This window comes from Ensifer sp. EB106-05-01-XG146 (genome assembly GCF_058791875.1).
Map to the genome: position 1 here is coordinate 395,154 of NZ_JBYTDX010000003.1, position 18,827 is coordinate 413,980.

The 18,827-nt window shown below is 59.4% G+C and carries 16 protein-coding genes; 7 read left to right on the forward strand and 9 right to left on the reverse strand.

All coding sequences use genetic code 11. From position 1 onward, the window contains the following. Positions 1–132: 132 nt before the first annotated feature. From AC3WVQ_RS30590 to AC3WVQ_RS30600, 3 genes are all read left to right on the forward strand, one after another. Positions 133–609, forward strand: coding sequence for a carboxymuconolactone decarboxylase family protein (locus AC3WVQ_RS30590; protein WP_492383569.1), 477 nt, complete (start codon positions 133–135; stop codon positions 607–609). Continuing rightward, entirely contained in the window at positions 610–1,911 is a 1,302-nt protein-coding gene (locus tag AC3WVQ_RS30595) for an alpha/beta hydrolase (RefSeq protein ID WP_113188459.1), read from the forward strand. A 691-nt stretch (positions 1,912–2,602) separates the two neighbouring features. Further along, the gene (locus tag AC3WVQ_RS30600; RefSeq protein WP_113188460.1) at positions 2,603–3,136 is read left to right on the forward strand and encodes an NUDIX hydrolase; all 534 of its coding nucleotides are present in this window, start codon (positions 2,603–2,605) and stop codon (positions 3,134–3,136) included. Positions 3,137–3,930: 794 nt separating this feature from the next. Here AC3WVQ_RS30600 and AC3WVQ_RS30605 read toward each other — a convergent pair. The 8 genes from AC3WVQ_RS30605 to AC3WVQ_RS30640 form a co-directional block, all read right to left on the reverse strand. Continuing rightward, a complete protein-coding gene (locus tag AC3WVQ_RS30605) occupies positions 3,931–4,845 on the reverse strand; it encodes a sugar phosphate isomerase/epimerase family protein (protein ID WP_060521202.1) in 915 nt (304 codons plus the stop codon). A gap of 27 nt (positions 4,846–4,872) precedes the next feature. Next, positions 4,873–5,994: a sn-glycerol-3-phosphate import ATP-binding protein UgpC gene (locus AC3WVQ_RS30610; protein WP_492383429.1), complete on the reverse strand. Its 1,122-nt coding sequence runs from the start codon at positions 5,992–5,994 to the stop codon at positions 4,873–4,875. A 42-nt stretch (positions 5,995–6,036) separates the two neighbouring features. Beyond that, positions 6,037–6,924, reverse strand: a complete 888-nt coding sequence (locus AC3WVQ_RS30615; RefSeq protein ID WP_268090681.1) for an ABC transporter permease subunit — start codon at positions 6,922–6,924, stop codon at positions 6,037–6,039. A gap of 7 nt (positions 6,925–6,931) precedes the next feature. Continuing rightward, a complete protein-coding gene (locus AC3WVQ_RS30620; RefSeq protein ID WP_492383430.1) occupies positions 6,932–7,822 on the reverse strand; it encodes a carbohydrate ABC transporter permease in 891 nt (296 codons plus the stop codon). 75 nt (positions 7,823–7,897) lie between these two features. After that, on the reverse strand, positions 7,898–9,241 hold the full coding sequence (locus tag AC3WVQ_RS30625) for an extracellular solute-binding protein (protein ID WP_442780584.1): 1,344 nt from the start codon (positions 9,239–9,241) through the stop codon (positions 7,898–7,900). Positions 9,242–9,672: 431 nt separating this feature from the next. Continuing rightward, a complete protein-coding gene (locus AC3WVQ_RS30630) occupies positions 9,673–9,921 on the reverse strand; it encodes a hypothetical protein (RefSeq protein ID WP_492383431.1) in 249 nt (82 codons plus the stop codon). Beyond that, positions 9,914–10,225 (reverse strand): hypothetical protein, encoded by a 312-nt coding sequence (locus tag AC3WVQ_RS30635; RefSeq protein WP_051659234.1) that lies wholly within the window; start codon positions 10,223–10,225, stop codon positions 9,914–9,916. The genes AC3WVQ_RS30630 and AC3WVQ_RS30635 overlap by 8 nt, the downstream gene beginning before the upstream one ends. A 237-nt stretch (positions 10,226–10,462) precedes the next feature. Beyond that, entirely contained in the window at positions 10,463–10,726 is a 264-nt protein-coding gene (locus AC3WVQ_RS30640; RefSeq protein ID WP_034791842.1) for a hypothetical protein, read from the reverse strand. A gap of 796 nt (positions 10,727–11,522) precedes the next feature. On the opposite strand from AC3WVQ_RS30640, the gene AC3WVQ_RS30645 reads away from it, so the two are divergent. From AC3WVQ_RS30645 to AC3WVQ_RS30660, 4 genes are all read left to right on the forward strand, one after another. After that, complete coding sequence (locus AC3WVQ_RS30645; protein ID WP_492383432.1) at positions 11,523–13,487, forward strand: AI-2E family transporter; 1,965 nt, start codon at positions 11,523–11,525, stop codon at positions 13,485–13,487. 687 nt (positions 13,488–14,174) lie between these two features. Next, positions 14,175–15,824, forward strand: a complete 1,650-nt coding sequence (locus tag AC3WVQ_RS30650) for a caspase family protein (protein WP_192357334.1) — start codon at positions 14,175–14,177, stop codon at positions 15,822–15,824. A gap of 320 nt (positions 15,825–16,144) precedes the next feature. Next, on the forward strand, positions 16,145–16,756 hold the full coding sequence (locus AC3WVQ_RS30655; protein ID WP_034791852.1) for a TetR/AcrR family transcriptional regulator: 612 nt from the start codon (positions 16,145–16,147) through the stop codon (positions 16,754–16,756). A gap of 37 nt (positions 16,757–16,793) precedes the next feature. Next, entirely contained in the window at positions 16,794–18,017 is a 1,224-nt protein-coding gene (locus AC3WVQ_RS30660; protein ID WP_060604799.1) for an MFS transporter, read from the forward strand. 160 nt (positions 18,018–18,177) lie between these two features. Here AC3WVQ_RS30660 and AC3WVQ_RS30665 read toward each other — a convergent pair whose 3' ends face one another. Next, positions 18,178–18,747 carry a 2'-5' RNA ligase family protein gene (locus AC3WVQ_RS30665; RefSeq protein ID WP_063891283.1) on the reverse strand — a complete coding sequence of 190 codons (570 nt, stop codon included), beginning with the start codon at positions 18,745–18,747 and terminating at the stop codon, positions 18,178–18,180. Between the last annotated feature and the right edge of the window lie 80 nt (positions 18,748–18,827).

An 18,827-nucleotide genomic window follows, 5' to 3' on the forward strand; every position in this document is an offset into this window, starting at 1 on the left:
ACCCACCGTTGGCCGGCGGCCCGTGGTCGAGCGGCGCATAAACGGATGTATAGCTGCCGCACTCGATGCGTTTCCGGCAAGATAACAGGCGACCATGTCGGTCAAGAGTGCCAGGCGGAGGATGGAACATCGATGACCCAGCGGTTCAACTACTCCAAGCTTTCCCCCGGCATGGTCAAAGCCATGATGGCGCTCGGCAACGAGATCAAGAATGGCGCGATTGAAGAGAGCATACTGATCCTCGTCGACATGCGGGCGTCCCAGATGAACGGGTGCGCGTTCTGCATCGACATGCACGCCAAGGAAGCGATTATCCACGGCGAGCGGCCGTTGCGCCTCTTCCATATCTCAGCCTGGCGTGAGTCCACGTTGTTCTCGCCACGTGAGCGGGCCGCACTTACCTGGGCGGAAGCGTTGACGAAGCTCGCAGACGGCGGTGTTCCCGATGCAATCTACGACAGCGTGCGGGGTGAACTATCCGAGCAGGAGATTTCCGATCTCACGTTCCGGATCATGGCGATCAATGCCTGGAACCGCGTCAGTGTCGCTGCCCGCACCGTTCCTGGTTCCGCCGACAAGGTCTACGGGTTGGACAAGGCCGATCTCTAGATGGATTTTTGTCGGGCAATGGCAGGGCTCCTCATGCTTGTCTGCCTTGTCGGCTGTTCCACGCAGCGTGCCGAGCTCTCACCGCAGCCCATCACCACGTCACCGGCGCCACAAAGCTCGCAGGCTGCTCGAACGCCACAAGCTTTAGGGGCTCCCGATCTCCTCTACATCACGAACCGGGAGCCGACAGTCGCGTCCGGCAACAGGCTGTCGTATGGTGCCAAGCGTGCCATTTTCCTGAGCTTCGGTTCGGTATCGATCCTCCCAAAAGGCAACTCTTCCGCCGGCAAGAGCGAATTTCGTGTCGACGCCGTTTCCGAGACTGGCCGGTTTCCGGCAACGCCTTACGGCGTCGTAACGACGGCGAGCGGGCTACGCCGCACGCCTGAGGCCGTCGCGGCACATGAACAGGCTGTCGCATCGCTGCAGGTTGAAATTGCCCGGCGTCTCGCGACAGCCGGACGCAAGGAAGTCGTCGTCTTCGTTCACGGGTACAACAACAGCTTCGACGATGCCGCACTCGCCACGGACGAGATTTGCCGATCGCTGCAAAACCAGTTTGTCTGCATTATCCTGACTTGGCCCGCCGGAGGCACTGGCGGCTCGTTCTTTGGCTACAACATTGACCGCGAGTCGAGCGAGTTTGCGGTCGCGGACTTCAAGAAAGCCGTTCGCGCCATTGCCGAAACGAAGGGTGTAGAGAGGCTGCACCTGCTGGCGCATAGCCGTGGAACCGATGTGCTCGCAAGCGTCATGCAGCAGCTTGCCATCGAAGCCTATGTCAGTCGATCCTCGCTTTGGCAGCGTTACAAGATCGCGAACGCTGTGTTTTTCGCTCCCGATATCGATCTCGATGTAGCGTCGTCCAAATTGTTCGCCTGGGTCTCGGACCCGGACCTTGCCTTCGGGAGCAAATCGACACCAAGCACCTTGCCCTCTCAAGGCTCCCTGCACCTTACGGTCTATTCGTCTCCCAGGGACGAGGCGTTGAAAGCGTCAACGATAATCTCTGGCAGCGTCTTGCGGCTTGGACAGCTTGCCGTCGGCAATCTTCCCAGGGGCAGGAATGAGGCGGCGTCTAAATGGGAAGGGTCGCATATGGGCGGGCTGGTCGATTTCGTCGAATTTTCGGGCGGCGGCGGCTTCATCGGGCACAGCTACTTCTTGTCCGACGCCACCATCAAGACAGACTTGGTTGCGCTCATTCGCGATAGAGCCAAAGCCGGCGATCCCCGACGCCAGCTGGTCGAAATCAAGCGCCCCTTCTGGCGAACGTCGGACGCCTCACAGGCGACGCCATAATTGTCTCAGGAGTTTGGCGGGTCGGTTTCCGTCAAGCAGCGTTGCATCGCTCCTTTGCCAACCCCGAAGGCACTGGGTACCTTGTGCTACCGCTGATGCATTCATTCAGCCGTCGCCGAAGATTAGCCTGTGGTGCGGATTCTGGCCGGGTGAGCGGCGCCCGAGCGATCTTGGGGCAAGGGGCTCATGTCCGACTTCGTCAAAAGATTGAGCCGTGTTCTGAAAACCAGTTATCCGAAACTGAGCCTTTAGCGCCGCTTACCTGAACGCGCGATTTCTATGGCGCTCTTGCGTTGGGTATGGCGCGACAAAATTGCCCATTGATGTGCTCGCACGAAAGGGCGATGTGAGGGGTATGCATACGGAAACTTTCATCAGGATATCGCGGCTCATCGAGCAAGCACGCTCCCTTACCCGGAGCCGGCTACCCTGATCCTGTAACGCCGCCATAGCCCCCGCCGCTCCGGGAATCCACTGACCAACAGTGCGGTTCATTATTGACGGAGTGTATCTATGCCCGCGTCTCCAGCCCGCCCCGTTTGCATCGGTTGCAACCGGCATCTTCCCCTTTCTGCTCGCCGTTGCCCGTGGTGCAAGACGCACTGCGCTGCCACCCGCCGCAACTCGTGCGCCGTGCGCGAACGGAGCGCGCATCCGCCAGTTCTCTGCGCTTTGGCAGGGGGAGCGGAAAATGAAGGACACCAATAAGAACTATTGCGCCGCTGAGGAGGCTGCCCCGGAAGAGATGCAGCAGGTCGGAGCTCTTCCCTGGCGCATCGCCAAGAATGGCGAGGCAAGGATTTTGCTCGTCACGTCGCGCAGCAGCGGGCGGTGGATCGTGCCCAAGGGATGGCCAATGAAGGGTTTTGCGCCCCGCCAGACCGCGTCGCGGGAAGCGTTGGAGGAGGGCGGTGTCATTGGCGTCCTCTCTAAGGCGCCGGTGACGACCTATCGCTACATGAAACGCCTGGATAACGGCGCAAGCGTTGCCTGCCGCGTGGCTGTGTTTGGGCTGAACGTGCGCGGGACACTGGTTGATTGGCGGGAAAAAGCACAAAGGCAGCGGCGTTGGTTTTCGCTCGCCGCGGCGGCGGACAAGCTTGATGACCGCGAACTTTCGGAGTTCGTGCGCACCCTGGATGCCGCGTCTGAATGTTTGGAGCCACCGACCGGCGCAACCGGGAAAAAATCGGCGCTCGACGAGATCCTCATGTTGAGGCGCTAGACCAGTGTCGACGTTCCCGCACCTCGAAAAGTATCGGCGACCAGTTAAGTCCGTCTGCAGCCATAGGGTCAGTCGCGCACGATGAATGCCTGGCGCCACTACCTGCGACGGCAAGAGCGGCGCCAGGAACCTCCCGGGGTTGATCCCTCAAATGCCGACCTATCCGGCCGAATCCGCATACAGAGAGAATAAGCAATGAGCTTCAGATACAGTCATACTTTGCCGATCAGCGGCGCAAACAAGCTGCCCCGATTCAGACAGTGGGCCGCCGAGAACATCCCAGGTATCGCCTTGTCCCTGCCTCCGCAGGTCCCGGTCAAGAGTACCGCCTTGACAGTCCGCCTCAGGTCAGTCGAGGATCGCGCTACACTGATGGCGAGGCTTGAAGGCGTGGATCTCGATGACAGGAAGACCCGCTAGTATCCCCTGTTGTCCACCGCGCGACCGGTGAGACGGTCGAACCGGCGATTGGGACACTGATCGCCGGTTCTGTTCGTTGCATGAAAGTGGTAGCGGTGGTCGACCGCGAAAGGCTGTGCAAACAAAGCCGAAGGAAAAAGCTTCGGTTCCCCCTCACGTCATCGCCAGGAGACGACGTCATCGATATGGCCGGTCTCTGGCGACGCCCCGCAGCTGAGAGGCGCAGACCAGATGCGCTTGCGCGCAGGTTTGCCACGTTGAGGCGCACTTCTCGTCGATTGGCGCGCCTCGGTAACACTTGATCCTGCCGGTGTCCTTGCTTGCGACAAGCCGGAAGCACCATTCAGCTGTCCGCCAGGGCCGTCGGTGGCACGTTAAGCAGCGCGCCTAAGCCCCACGCCTGCCGCCAGTCGCCTGGCTTGCTCCAGGCACGCCAGCTGCTGATCGGCAAAGCGCTCGGCGCTGATTTCCATGATCAGCGTCGTATCGGGAAGGAAGGTCAGCTCAGAGAAGATGTCATCCCAAGCAATGTCGCCCCAGCCGATCGGCAAATGCAGGTCCCCGATGCCGAGCGCGGTTGCTTCCGCCGGATGATAGAAGCGGTTCATGGTACAGGGCAGGCCGAAACTGTCGTGAACATGAAGGTGACCGGTCACCGGAGCCATGGCCCTGAGTTCATCACGGAAATCGAGCCCGCGATGCGTGGCCTCGATATAGGCATGCGAGAAGTCGATGAGTGCGACCACGTTGTCGGAACCGATCGCCCGCACCGTTTCGGCAACCTGGCTCGGGGACTGGCGGTACTGGCCGCTTTCCGTCGTGAAGATGTTCTCAAGTGCGATGCGAACGCCGTAGCCTTTGGCAATCTCGGCCATTTCTGCGAGCGCGTCACGTTCCATCTTGTCGAGGTCAGCGGCGTTCTCGCCGGCGGCAAGCTGTGCTGCACCGGAGTGGTGGACGAGGATCCCCGCGCCAAGCCGGTCGCACAACTCGAGCATCGCTCTTACGACCTTCTTCTGCAGATGATGGTGCTGGCGATCCATGAAGTTGGAGACGATCTGGCCGTGCAGCGATAGCTTGTTGAAAGTGTACCTCTTCGTGATCTCGGCGACGCGCTGGACGCGGTCTTCGATGATGCGGCCGCCGCTGACGATCTCTTCGCCATAGATCCCGATCTCGCAGGCGTCAGCGCCCGTCTCTGCAATCTCACGCAGGGAAGCATCAAGGGTCGAAAGGTCACCCTTGCCCGTCCGGTTGCAGAATCCTACGGCGGAAATGATGTCGTTCATCACGGTTCTCCTGATTTATGAAAACGATCAGACTGCTTGGAGTGTCGGTTGGCTAGCGGAATTGCGGATGGCACGCGGCTCCAGATCGACCTCGATCCTTCGGCCGGTCTCCTTGTCGAAGAGATGCAGGTGCGCGAGCGGCAGTTCCAGGGTGATCCTCTCGCCCGGCCGCACGCGCGTGTGCTCGTCGACTGTGGCCGCGAAGGGATAGCCGTTCAGTTCCGAGTGGATGACGCGGCCGGAGCCGAGCTCCTCGATGAAATCCACCTCGATCGAGACGCCTTCAGGCGCAACGACACATTGTTCGGGGCGGATGCCGACCGTGATCTGTCTTGCGCCCAGTCGGGTGGCCAGGCCTCTTTCGATCGGCATCTTCGTACCGCCGAATGTGAGGCAGGCGTTGTCGACGTCGACCACGGCATCAAAAAGGTTCATTGCCGGAGAGCCGATGAAGGATGCGACGAAGATGCTTGCCGGACGGTGATAGATGTCGAGCGGCTGGCCCACCTGTTCGACCACACCCCTGTTCATCACGACCAGCTTGTCGGCCAGCGTCATTGCTTCGACCTGGTCATGCGTGACGAAGATGGACGTTGCCTGGAGGCGCTGATGCAGTTTGCGGATCTCGGCCCGCATGGTGACGCGGAGTTTGGCGTCCAGGTTCGAAAGCGGTTCGTCGAACAGGAACACGTTCGGCTCGCGAATGATCGCGCGTGCCATCGCGACGCGCTGCCGCTGACCGCCGGAAAGCGCCGCCGGTTTGCGATCGAGATAATCGGAAAGCCCCACGATCTTTGCGGTCTCCTCAATCCGGCGCAGGCGCTCCGCCTTTGCGACGCCCGCCACCTTCAAGGCGTAGCCAATGTTTCCCGCAACGGTCATGTGCGGATAGAGAGCGTAGTTCTGGAAGACCATGGCGCAGCCGCGTTCGCGCGGTTCGAGCCGGTTCACGACCTTCCCGTTGATCGCGATCTCGCCTGAGGTGATCTCCTCCAGCCCGGCGATCATCCGCAGAAGCGTCGATTTCCCGCAGCCGGACGGGCCGAGGATCACGACGAATTCTCCCGACGCAAAGGCGAGGTCGATGCCATGCAGGGTGGGGTTCTTGCCGTAGGATTTACGCACGGCGCGGATTGCGATGTCAGCCATGAGCGCGGACCTCTCTGTTTCTTCTGTTTGGGGAAAGCGGGGTCATTTTTCCGTGGCTACGAGGCCGCGCACGAACCACCGCTGCAGCACGGCGACGACGATGAGCGGTGGCAGCATGATGATCAGCGATCCGGCAAGCGTCACGTTCCAGTCCGGCGTGCCGTTGTCAGCTGGCAGGAGTGCAACCAGCGACATCATCGTGGTCTTGTATTGCGGGTCCGTCACCATCAGGAGGGGCCAGAGATACTGGTTCCAACCGTAGACGAACATGATCGTGGTCAGCGCGAGCATGTTGGTGCGCGACAGCGGCAGCAGCATATCGATGAAGAAGCGGATTGCGCCTGACCCGTCCATGCGCGCAGCCTCCGCCAGTTCGTCCGGCAGGGTCAGATAGAACTGGCGGTAGAGAAAGGTCCCAGTCGCCGTGGCGATCAGCGGCAATGTGAGGCCGGCATAGGAATTGAGAAGGTTCCAGTCGACTGAGACCTCGAAGCCGGTGACGGCGGAAATCAGCAAGCGGATCGGCTGGAACAGGTCGGCGGCGACGGCATAGGTTGGCACCACGCGCACTTCGAGCGGCAGCATCAGGGTGATGAACACCATCCAGAAGAAAAAGCCTTTCAGAGGTGTTCGGAAGAACACGATGGCAAAGGCCGTCAGCGCCGACAGCGCTACCTTGCCGACCGTGACCAGGCTCGCCATGACGAAGCTGTTGAGCATCGCCGTGCCGAGGCTGGCGCGCGACCAGGCAGCACCCATATTCTCGAAGAGGCGATCCTGCGGCACGAAACTGAAGGGTATGGCGTTGACCTGCTGCAAGGTCTGGCTGGCGCCCGACAAAATGACGATGAAGGGGCCAATCAAAAGCAGGAAGCCGAAGATCATCACACCATAGGTCAGCGCGTTGGCAAAGGGTGTCCGCTGGATCATGGAAGCCTCACTTGTAATGGACCTGGCGCTCGATGAAGCGAAACTGGATGAAGGTGAAAATCATGATGAGGCCGATGAGCACGAGGCTCTGGGCCGAGGCACCCGAGTAGTTCAGGCCTCGGAACGCCACCTCGACGATGCGGTAGACCATCACGTCGGTGCCGTGGTTCGGACCCCCATCGGTCGTGCGTGCGACGATGCCATAGGTATCGGCGCCGACGAAACCCTCGGTCATCATGATCACCAGCAGGAAGAAGAGCGTTGGCGCCAGCAACGGGATCTGGATATCGACCGCGCGGCGGATCGGGCCGCAGCCGTCCATCGCGGCTGCCTCGATCAGGGAGCGCGGGACCGACTGCAGGCCGGCGAGCAGGAAGATGAAGGTGTAGCCCGCCCACTTCCAGGCAAAGACGACGATGACGAGGATGAGCGCGTGGCTGCCGTATTTGGCCGGGTTCCAGAAGTCCGGCAAGGCCGCGTTGACCGAGGCCATCAGCCCGCGCTCGGGCGACAGGATGAAACGGAAGGCCATACCGGCCGCCGGTCCCGCAATCGCATAGGGCAGAATGTAGAGGAACCGGAATGGCGCGGAGCCCGGCAATTGCCGGTCGACAGCAAGGGCAAGAACAAGACCGATGAAAATGGTGGCAAGCGTTCCACAAAGCGCGAGTGCCAGGCTGACGCCAACGGAATTCCAATAGAGCGGATCGGCAAAGACTTCCTGGAAGTTGGCAAGGCCGACGAACTCGGCAGCACCGCCGAATGGGGGCTCCAACGTAAAGGCCCATCGCAAAACGGCGACAGCGGGCCAATAAAAAAAGAGCAGGATCAAAATGATCTGCGGCAGGGCGAATAGGCTGGGCAGCCACCAGCTGCGAAAGGCCGCGCGCTTGTCCATATGTCGAAATTCCAATGCGCAAGAAGAGCGATCGGAGCCCACCGATATTGTGGCAGGCTCCGGGCGGATCAGATTTTAGTTCAGCGTCTGACCGGCGTAGGTCTTTTCGAAGCGGCGCAGAACTGCGTTGCCGCGTTCCACCGTCTTGTCGAGTTCGCCCTGTACGTCTGCGTTCTGCATGAAGATTGCTTCAAGGGCGGTTGCGAACTCCTTGCGGATCTGCGTGAAGCCGCCTAGCCGAATACCGCGGGTGTTTTCCGAGGTCGGGGTGAAGGACAGGCTCTGGATGGCGAGTTCGCGGCCCTTATAGGGAGCCTTGTCGTAGAAGCCATTGGCCTTCATGGCGTCGAAGCCGGTCTTGGTCACCGGGATGTAGCCCGTCACCGTCGACCACCACTCGGCCATTTCCGGCGTCGCAAGATAGTTGAGGAAGGCGGCTGCACCCTTGTATTCGGCTTCCGGACGACCGGCGAGCACCCAGAGCGATGCGCCGCCGACCAGCGAGTTCTGACGCTCGGTGCCCTTCCAGACCGGCAACATGGCGACTTCCCATTTCACATTCTCAGGAAGGGTCTTGCCGATCGTGCCGTGGTCGGCGACCGAGGTCTGGATCATCTGGCAGGTCTGGGACGTGAAGGCTGGGACGATGTCCATGCCGAGCTGCTTGGTTTTGACCACGAAGAGCTTCTCGTCAGCCATCTTCTTGAAGAACTTCACGTGGTCGACGAACTTGGTCTTGTTGACGACAAGCTCGGCGTCCAGTCCGTTATAGCCGTTCGCCTTGGTTGCGATCGGCTGGTTGTGGATCGCCGAGAACTGCTCCATCAGCGGCCAAGTGTCGAAGTTGAATGCGAGCGGGCATTCGAAGCCGGCCGTCTTCAGCTTGCGGGCTGCTTCCTCGACCTGCTCCCAGGTGTCCGGCTTGAAGTCGATGCCGGCCTTCTGGAAGGCGTCGACGTTGTAGTAGAACATCGCGGTCGAGGAGTTGAACGGGAAGGAGTTCAGCTCGCCCTTCGCCGTTGCGTAGTAGTTGGCGATGCCGCCGAAATAGTTGTTCCAGTCGATGGTGTAGCCATTGTCGGCCATCAGCTTCTTTGCAGGCACGAAGGCGCCGGACAGCATCATGTCGAGCGTGCCGGCATCATAGATCTGGGTGATCGCCGGCTGCTTCTTGGCGCGGTAGGCGGCAATCGTGTTTTGCAGGGTGGTGTCGTAACCGTTTTGCGAGGTGCAGACGATCTCGAATTCTGACTGGCTCTCGTTGAACTTCTTGCAGGCATCCTGGACGCGTTCGCCAAGATCGCCCGAAAGGCCGTACCAGAACTCGAATTTCGTCTTTTCGGCGGCTGCGGCCGGCGCGCCAAACACGACGCTAGCCATCAGGCCGAGGAATACGGAGGTAGTGACGGAGACTCTCATTTGCAAAACGCTCCTTGCAGGATGGCGGACACCAGGATCGGTGGCACGATGAAGCCGGGGCGCTTGCTAACAGTTGCGTGTGACAGTCCGTGACAATCTGCATGATGATAAAATGAAAGTTTCGTAACGCAGGCGACCAATCTCCCCGTTTTGCCCTTGATGGTGCAAAGTTGGGCAACCTCAGGAAGTGCGTGCGCCTCCGACGAGCCCCATTGTGGTCCCCAGGAGCGAAAATGCACCCCCGAATTGAGGGCCATGAAAAGGAATGGCCCCGTCGGGCGGCGACGAGGCCATTGGCTTATCGGGGCTTCACTTCCGGAGGGATGGTGAAGGCGTCACCCTGATCGGGGGCTCAGGGTTCCACAAAGCGAAAACGCAGATGCCTCGAACAGGTTCCATCTTCTCTTCCGAAAAGTTGGACCAGACCATTGCTATCCCGGAGGAGGAAGGTCGTCGTCGGGATCGTATCTGTCCGGATCAAAGATGCTTTCGAGCTCTATTTCCTCGATCTCGTCGAGATCGTCTTCGTAGTCGGGTTCGTCAAATTCCGGCACTGGCTCGCGCGGTTCGCGCAAATCGCCCTTGCCGAGCGGGCTATCGTCGGGGAAATCGGTCGGTTCGCGTCCGTGTGCTGTCAGCCTATTCGCGAGGCTCTCGATATTACCGCCTGTGTTAGGCATCACCGTTCTCCTTGCGTATGCTTTCGCCGATCGTCGAAAGTCCGTTGCTTCGAGGACAACCGACGCGCACGAGGACCCGGTCAGCCCCGGCAATATCCTCGGCGATACGGCGGACAAAATCGTCACCACTGCTATGGCTGACCTGACCCTCGATGACGACGGATGTTCCGAGCACTCGGAAGCAGAGATTTTGCGTATCGAAGGGCGCTTCGGAAGCCAGAGCGTATTTGATCGAGGCGATCAGCCCTGAGACGTCAGCCCCTCCGCCGCCCCGGCAATCGAATTCAGGTCGTATAAAAATCATAAGCAAACTCCTTCTCGGAGTCTCAACTCACCGATGCATACCTTGTTCCTTGTCGGGTTGCTTATTTATTGATGCCAAAAGAAATCGCCCCGGAAGGCGCCTGAGGGCGATGAGAGTGCGTTGTCTGCGTGGGCCGGCAGGATGGAATACAGCGGCCCCGCCCTAGAAACCGCCCGCGATGAAATCGGTCCCGTTCCCGCTTAATTTTCTCCTCGTCGCCAAGATGGAGGCCGATGCTCAGTGGAGTGGGGAGGTCCTATCCTTGCGAATGATGACGCCGGCCCCTTCCTCGAACATCTTCTCCTTGGCATCCAGCATGAACCACCGGTTGTGCGCCAGTTCAATCAACGCGTCGGCGACCTCGCGCTCGCTCCAGCCGGCCGCCTCGCCATATTCGGCGACCGATTGGAAAACATCTTCCATTGCCATCTGACAGTCCAGATCTCGATCCGGGTACAAGCCCGTCTGTTTCGGCGATACGTATCTTGGATGCTTTGCCATAACGGACCTCCTTGGATCCGCAGTAGAGCGCATCAAGCTATCCTCAAGCTTTCGCTAAAACGCGTGCGACTTTCCTGTTGTTCCCGGCTCCGCGCCATCATCGTTGAAGGGTGCGCGCGAGACGGCTGGGCCATCCGACGCGTTTGAAATCACGGGAGCCTTCAAAGCGCGAAGGGACGCAGTCCCATCTACGACTTTCCTCGGGGCCTCCGGCGGGCAGCGGGAGAGCTTTGCCTGAACTTGGTGAGCGAGCGCCTGAGTTTCGCGATGTTCTTAGTGACGTGCTCGATGATGAGCAAATGCTTCCGTCGGCCCAGCGCGATGGCGCTTCCGCACCTTTCACAGGGGACGTGCTCGTCGTCCCTCACTCGGTCGACCGGTGTCCCGTTTTCGTGGCCGCACTCGGGGCACTCGATTTCGATCTCATCGTCAAACATAACGCTCCCTCGATTGAAAGCGGATACCAACACGTCTGAAATTGGTGATCAATGCTTAGGCGCTTACTCAAATGGGGCTACAATTCCGCCGTGACCCGCGCATCATCACCCCGACCATTGCCACTCGGGTGAGCCGGTTTCGACAAGTCCTGCAACGTTCCAGGCCAGGTTGGCCTTTGGCATCGGGACCTCGCCGTCTGGCTTATTTGTGCGTCCGTTCTAATATTATCAGTTTGGTTGGTGCTGATCGGCAGTGCCTATGGATGGATGACGCCTGCCCGTAGCTTGAGAACCACCGGGCCGGAGGGTTCGCAATTGGAGACCAGAAGGGGTACGCCTGGAAGGTCCCGGGAGGTTCGATGCTGAGATTTTCGCGCAAGAGTGGGAAAGAACCGGTCAATATGGCCGTCGAATTGCATCCGCTGACCTTGTCGCGGGCCGCTGCTGAGACTTCGAAACTGCCAACGCTTGCAGCAATTGCTGCAACGGTGGCGGTGCTCTACATTGCCAGGGATGTCTTCCTTCCCCTGGCGATTGCCATCCTTTTGACGTTTGCTCTTGCACCCGTTGTCTCAAGGCTGCGCCGCGCCGGCTGCCCTCGCTCGGTCGCGGTTGTCGGAACCGTGACGATGGCTTTCCTGTTCCTCAGCGCATTTGGCGTCATGGTGGCGCTGCAAATCAGCGAGGTCGCGCGGGATGTGCCGAGATACCAGTCAAATATTGTCGAGAAGGTCCGCTCTCTAAAAGAGGCTGGATCGGACAGCCAGATACTCGATCGACTGAGTCGGGTGATGGAGCGGATCAGCGTCGAGCTCAGCCGACCTGAAAAAGATGTGGCTGTGTCGCCCGCGACCGCGCCTGAACCGAAGCCGCTTCTGGTCGAGATATTTTCGCCGCAGCGCCCGATCGAAATCCTGATGAGCGTCATCAATCCGCTCCTAGGTCCCTTGGCAACCGCTGGCCTCGTCATCGTTGTCGTCATCTTCATGCTGTTCGAGCGAGAGGATCTGCGCGACCGATTCATTCGGCTTGTCGGGTATGGCGATCTTCATCGAACGACCGAGGCACTCCAAGATGCGGGCGCTCGTGTGGGCCAGTATTTGCTCATGCAACTTGTCGTCAACATCACCTATGGGGTGCCGCTCGCGATTGGCCTTTGGTTTTTAGGGATTCCAAACGCACTTTTGTGGGGGATGCTCGCGATCATGCTGCGCTTCGTGCCCTATATCGGCCCGGTGATTGCTGCTGCGTTGCCCCTGTTTCTCGCGTTCGCAGCAGCTCCGGGCTGGAGCTTGGTGGTTCTGACGCTTGGGCTCTTCATTGCTCTTGAACTTTTAAGCAACAACGTTGTCGAGCCCTTGCTATATGGGTCTCGCACAGGACTGTCTCCCCTTGCGATCATTGTTGCTGCCATCTTCTGGGCCTGGCTCTGGGGCCCGGTTGGACTGGTACTGTCGACCCCGCTCACCGTCTGCCTGGTTGTGCTTGGCCGTCACGTCCGGCAGTTCGAATTCCTCGAAATTCTGTTGGGCAATGAGCCCGTCCTCAATCCGAAAGAGCGCCTTTACCAACGGTTGCTGGCGGGAGACCCGGACGAAGCAACGGATAATGCAGAGGAGATGCTTGAGGAAATGTACCTCGTCGAATTTTACGACACGGTTGCCATTCCCGCGCTGCTTCTGGCCGAAAGTGACCGTATGCGTGGTGCCTTGACGGAAGAGCAAGGAGCACGGGTTGCCGAAAGTGCAGGCACACTGGTTGCCAACCTCGAGGAGATCGCGGTTGAAGAGGAAGACGAAGACAAAAGCGAAGATCCCGACCGCGACACCGATGAAAAAGAGAACGATTATGAACTCCCTCCTGGTGAAGGGCGATCCGTGCTTTGCCTAGGAGGGCGAAGTGCGCTCGATGATGTCACGGCGATGATGCTCCTGCAGGTTCTGCGGGTACAAGGGGCGGACGTCAATTACTTCAGCCATGAAGCTCTCAGGCCGCAAAAAATCAAGGAGCTGCCGACAAAAGGTCGGCATGCCATCGTTCTCACTGTTCTCGATCGAGAATCCATGCGCCACGCCAAATTCCTTGTCCGTCGCCTGAAGCGACTGGCTCCTGAAGCGCGGGTCGGCATCGTCCTATGGCAGGACGTGGACGAACACGAAGCCGGGAAGTTCCTCGTTGAGGAAACGCAGGCGGACTTTGTCGTTTCTGCGATCACGGACGCCATCCGGGAGGCGCTGTCGACGGAACCACCGCAACCCTTCAAGTCGGCACATCCGGGGAGCGCCGGTCGTGCGGCGATGCGAGGGCCGGCCCATGGCGGATAGGGCAGCCCTGGTGAGCCAATTCGTCGGACGGATCAAAGTCGAGTGCTATTTGTCTGGAAATGCTTCCCCCGAAAGGCGACGAAGCACGTGGAAGTGCTAAACAGATTGTTCAGCCGGCATTTTGAGAGACACTAGGCAGCCAAAGTCGTTCAGCCCCTGGCCACCCGACTGCTGGAATGTCGCATTTTCTACCGAACTCGCCCGCGGGCGCCTTTCGTACGCACTTCTTCAGCGCGCGGAATTGTAATCCACCGGCCTGTGCACGGTCAGTTTCATCATCAGCGATTGCGACCGTCGGGACGGCCAGCGCTGTAAGCAGGAGAAAGATCCTCACCATGTTCGCTCCTTCGAAATTAAGTAGATTCTAAATCGACAGTAGTGGGAGCCACTCGTTCTTTAGTCATTCTGAACTAGTACCGATGGATATTTATGAGCAGTCAGGATTATCCATTTTTCCATGCGGGCAGTTTGGAGTAACCACACGATCAGGAGGCCCCTTTTTAGACCAGCAACCGTCGATTGTTGATCTCATCTGCTTTCCGACGTCGATTGACTACATCTTCCGGCAGGATCATTCTTGATGTTCCCGTCGCGGCCTTTTGGGGCCGCTCCGATGAAGTGACGGCAACGGTTGCGCGCTGTGGCTGTCAAACGCTCGGCTCGGGATCGGAGTGGTGGAGCTGCTTCATGAATTCCCTTCGTGCCGCTGTCTTGCTCTTGCTCTTTTTTGTGGGCTCCCCCGTCTGGGCCGAAAAGCGCGTCGCGCTGGTCATTGGGAACTCCGCCTATAGACACGCACCTCAGCTCGCGAACCCGCAAAATGATGCCGGCGACATGGCGTCGAAATTGACAGCACTGGGCTTCGTGGTGGTAACGGGTCGGGACCTCGATTTGACAGGAATGCGGGGAGTGATCCGAGAGTTCGTCGGCAAGGTCGAAGGCGCAGACGTGGCGCTTTTTTTCTATGCCGGGCACGGGCTGCAGGTGAACGGTGGCAATTATATCATCCCGATCGACGCGCAGCTGAAATCGAACAATGATCTAGACTTCGAGGCGCTGCCGATCGAACTCGTGCTTGCTGCCATGGAGCGCAACGCCAAGGTCAATCTGGTTTTCCTCGACGCTTGCCGTGACAATCCGCTCGCTACGACTTTGGCTCGGTCGCTTGGAACACGGTCCGTGGTCGTCGGTCGAGGCCTGGCCAAGCTCGATACTGGTGTGGGGTCGCTGATTGCGTTCGCCACGCAGCCGGGAAACGTTGCGCTCGACGGGGCCGGTCGAAACTCCCCGTTTACGTCGGCCTTGCTTCAACACCTCGGCACACCCGGGCAGAGCATAACGGATGACCTGATTGCTGTGCGTCGCGCCGTTTTGCAGGTCACCGGCGGTAAGCAGATTCCCTGGGATAGTTCCTCACTGACGGGCCCGGTTGTGCTGAACCCGGCGAAAATCCCCGAGACGCCAACGAACTCGGCGGTGGTCACATCGGACACCGACAGAAGTGTGGAGCTTTCCTTTTGGAATTCCATCAAGGACGCGACCGAGAGGAACTTTTTTGAAGCCTACCTTCAGCAATACCCAAGCGGCGCATTCGTCACGCTTGCGAAACTGAAAATCGCAGCGATTGAAGCGCGGGATAAGGAACGGGAGACGGCTGAACTGGGGCAGGGCGACCTCAAGCGTGCCGCCCTGCCGAAGGTCACCGGCGTGCCACCCGAACTTGCTAAACTTGAGCAGACCACACCAGGCTTGAAGGGATCAAGCGATCCGACCAGCCAAATGAGTGCCGGTGAGCTCACACTGATCACCCAAAGGGAACTGGTGCGTGTCGGATGCCTTGAGCAGGTGGACGGCAAATGGGGTAGCGGCAGTCAGAAGGCGCTGCAAGCCTATGCCGAACGCAAGGGGATCAAGCTTGCCTCGCTCACCCCCACCGAGGAGCTCGTGAATAGTCTGAAGGCGGCCGGTGGCCGTGTCTGCCCCCTCGTCTGTGGCAACGGAATGGAAGTCCGCCGAAATCGTTGCGTGGCGGCTGGTTTGAGCGTGTTCAATGGCGTGTGGAAGCTAACGAGGCACGCGACGACGGACTGCGGTGATTGGCGTGAGCTTTCAACGTCCATCCTGGTAAATGACGGCGTTGTATCCTCCAGCTCGGGGCTTGCGGGGAAAGTCGCGAGGAATGGGACTATTAATATGACCCTCACATTCGTCCATAAAGGCCGCAAGGGCGGCAACATCCTCACCGGCATGATAAAGAACGACAAAGGGAAAGGCAGGTTCAAGGGGACCGGGGCGGGCAGCGGTTGCTCAGGAACTGTCACGATGAGCAGGATGTAGTCTGAAACTCCCCGGCATGGGCTCTTGCGAATCGATCGCCCTCAGGTGCTTCCGTCGACGCCGTGGACATGAATGCCTGGAGATCGACGGCATTCACGGTGGAACGCCCACGGACAACTTGTCTGCGCTCTGAGCCAACGCTGCAGCTCCTGTCAGCCAATGTGCTCGATACCAAGCGTAATGTGGGACATCGTCAACTGCAACGGGTTCGATCTAAGCTCGCGCCACTCGTCTTTCCAATAGATGCCGATCGATAAGCGGCTTGACCAAATCTCTTTGACGGCCTATTAGGGAACGATCGTTTCCTAATAGGCCGTCAAATGAATTCCGAAAGAAACTCCCATCGCTCCGTCGGGCGCCCCCGCGAGTTCGACATGACCCAAGCTCTGGATGCGGCGATCCGCATATTTTCGGAGAGGGGCTATCACGGAACCTCCATCGCAGAACTGAAAGCCGAAATGGGACTGACTGCCGGCAGCCTGTACAAGGCGTTTCAGGACAAGCGTGACATCTTCGTCGCTGCCTACGACCGCTATAAACAGGTCCGAGCTGACCTTCTGGAACAGGCATTGTCTTCAGCCTCCACCGGTCGCGAAAAGGTTGCCCGCGTCGTCAGTTTCTATGCCATGTCCGCCTGTGGTGAGACCGGCAGGCGTGGATGCCTGGCCATCGGTGCCGCCGTGGAACTGGTTCTGTCCGATGCCGAGATCGCCGCCAAGGTCGCAGGACACAATCGCAAGCTCGTCACGCGGCTCGAAGGTTTCATTCGCGATGGCCAGTTAGATGGTTCAATTCGCCATGACGCCGATCCCGCGAGTACCGCGCTTGCGCTATTTTCCTATCTGCAGGGCGTGCGTATCGCCGGCAAGACCGGAGAGCTGGAGAACCAGCTGCTCCCTTCCGGTGAAGCAATCTTGCGCATTCTCGACTGATCAACCCGCCCGTCTCCTTTCTCCCAAGGCACATTCCATGACAACTCCAGCTTCCCTCGCCCAGTCGCAGCGCCCGGCCGGTCTCTCCGTCGGCATGACTTTTCTGATGGCCGCCGCCTGCGGCCTGATTGCCGCCAACCTCTATTATACGCAGCCACTCGCCGGGCCGATCGCACTCGACATCGGCCTACCGGCTGAGGCAACAGGCTTGATCGTGACCGTGACCCAGATCGGCTACGGCCTTGGGTTGCTGCTCCTCGTGCCACTGGGTGATCTCCTCGAAAATCGTCGGCTGATTGTGACCATGATCAGCCTGGTTACTCTTGCCCTGATCGCGGCCGGGCTCTCCACCACACCTGGACCCTTTCTCACCGCTTCGCTCGCCATCGGGCTTGGCTCGGTTGCTGTCCAGATGATCGTGCCGTTCGCTGCCAACCTTGCACCGGATGCCGTTCGGGGTCGCGTCGTTGGCAATATCATGAGCGGTTTGATGGTTGGGATCATGATGGCGCGGCCGATTGCCGGATTAATTGCCGGCGTCAGCTCCTGGCATACCGTGTTTTATGTTTCCGCGATCGTCATGGTCGGGCTTGGAGCCCTTCTATGGACGCAATTGCCGACCCGCATGCCTGCGGCGGGTCGATTGAGCTACGGCCAGCTGCTCAAGTCGATGGCCCAGCTTCTCGCGACGCAGCCGGTCCTGCAGCGGCGCGCCGCCTATCAGGCCTGTCAGTTCGCCGCATTTAGCCTCTTCTGGACCGTGACGCCGCTTTATCTTGCCGGGCCCAGCTTTGGGTTGGGTCATAATGGCATTGCGCTTTTCGCCCTGGCCGGTGTTGCGGGCGCAATTGCTTCGCCCATCGCTGGGCGCCTTTCTGACAAGGGATTGGTGCGGCCGGCAACGGCATTCGGCCTTGTCAGTGTCGCGGCCGCTTTTCTGATGACGCAAATCTCTGAAGGTTCGACCTTTGCGCTCACATTTTTAACGCTTGCTGCAATCCTGCTCGACTTCGGCGTCACCATGACGTTGGTGACGGGGCAGCGCTCGATTTACGAACTCGGCGCGGACTTGCGCAGCCGGCTCAACGGCTTGTTCATGGCAATCTTCTTCACCGGCGGCGCCATTGGCTCTGCCCTGGGTGCCTGGGCATTTGCCTCTGGTGGATGGTGGCTCGCCTCCATGATCGGCCTCGCACTGCCCGCCACAGCGTTCGCCATCTTCCTGACCGAGACCCGGTCAGAACGATGCTCGGAGAGTTGAGCGAGTTCGGCATCGCATCCGTCATCGATGTACGCCTCCGCGCGATGTGACGGGTAGGCGGTCTCTTCCTGGTGCGGCCCACAGTCTTCTTTCGAGGTCTCTGTGCCCCGACCCTGTTGGTCATAAGCGCGCGGATAAAGCATCTGTCCGCCCATGTGGCTCAGCGATGATCGTCAACGATCGCCGCTGAGCCGGCCAATGGCGCTGTACGGAGAGCGGAGATCTCGAAACAGACCGCTCGTTCGAGCTGCCAAGGTCCGCCTAGATATCTCCAGAGATCCAGGCCCTCCAGCGTCAACGATCGTGGTTTGAAATCGTGTGTCAGTTGCCGGTGCAAGGTGTCTGCGGCTGACCGCGAAACCCTGTTCTGGACGGTGATATGCGGCTGCCACCTCTGCATGTCCTGACCGCCCAGCCATGGCATGAAAGCGCGCTTTAGTTCTGCATAAAGGTCTTCAAGCTCAAGACTTCTGATCGTGAACGCCACACCCGCGCCGAGATGGCGAACACTGGCTGCCTGCGCGCGGATCTGGTCACGCTTGGTGGCCGCGGCCTGCAATTCTCCAACGATCCGCTCGAGGTGTTCGCCCGGTAAACGATGAAACATCGTGAGGTGAGCGCGGAGGAAGTTTCGCTCCGACGGGAAATGCGCGTTTCGAAGGCGATCGAAGATCTCAAGATCGATCTCCGCGATCCGGGCTGTGAGGATAAGCGGTTTGCGTGTCTTCAAGGCAATTCCTGTCGATGCTGAGTAGAGTACTTCACCAAGGCAGATCACCGCGTTCGCCGAGCGCCACCCTGGTGCCGCCC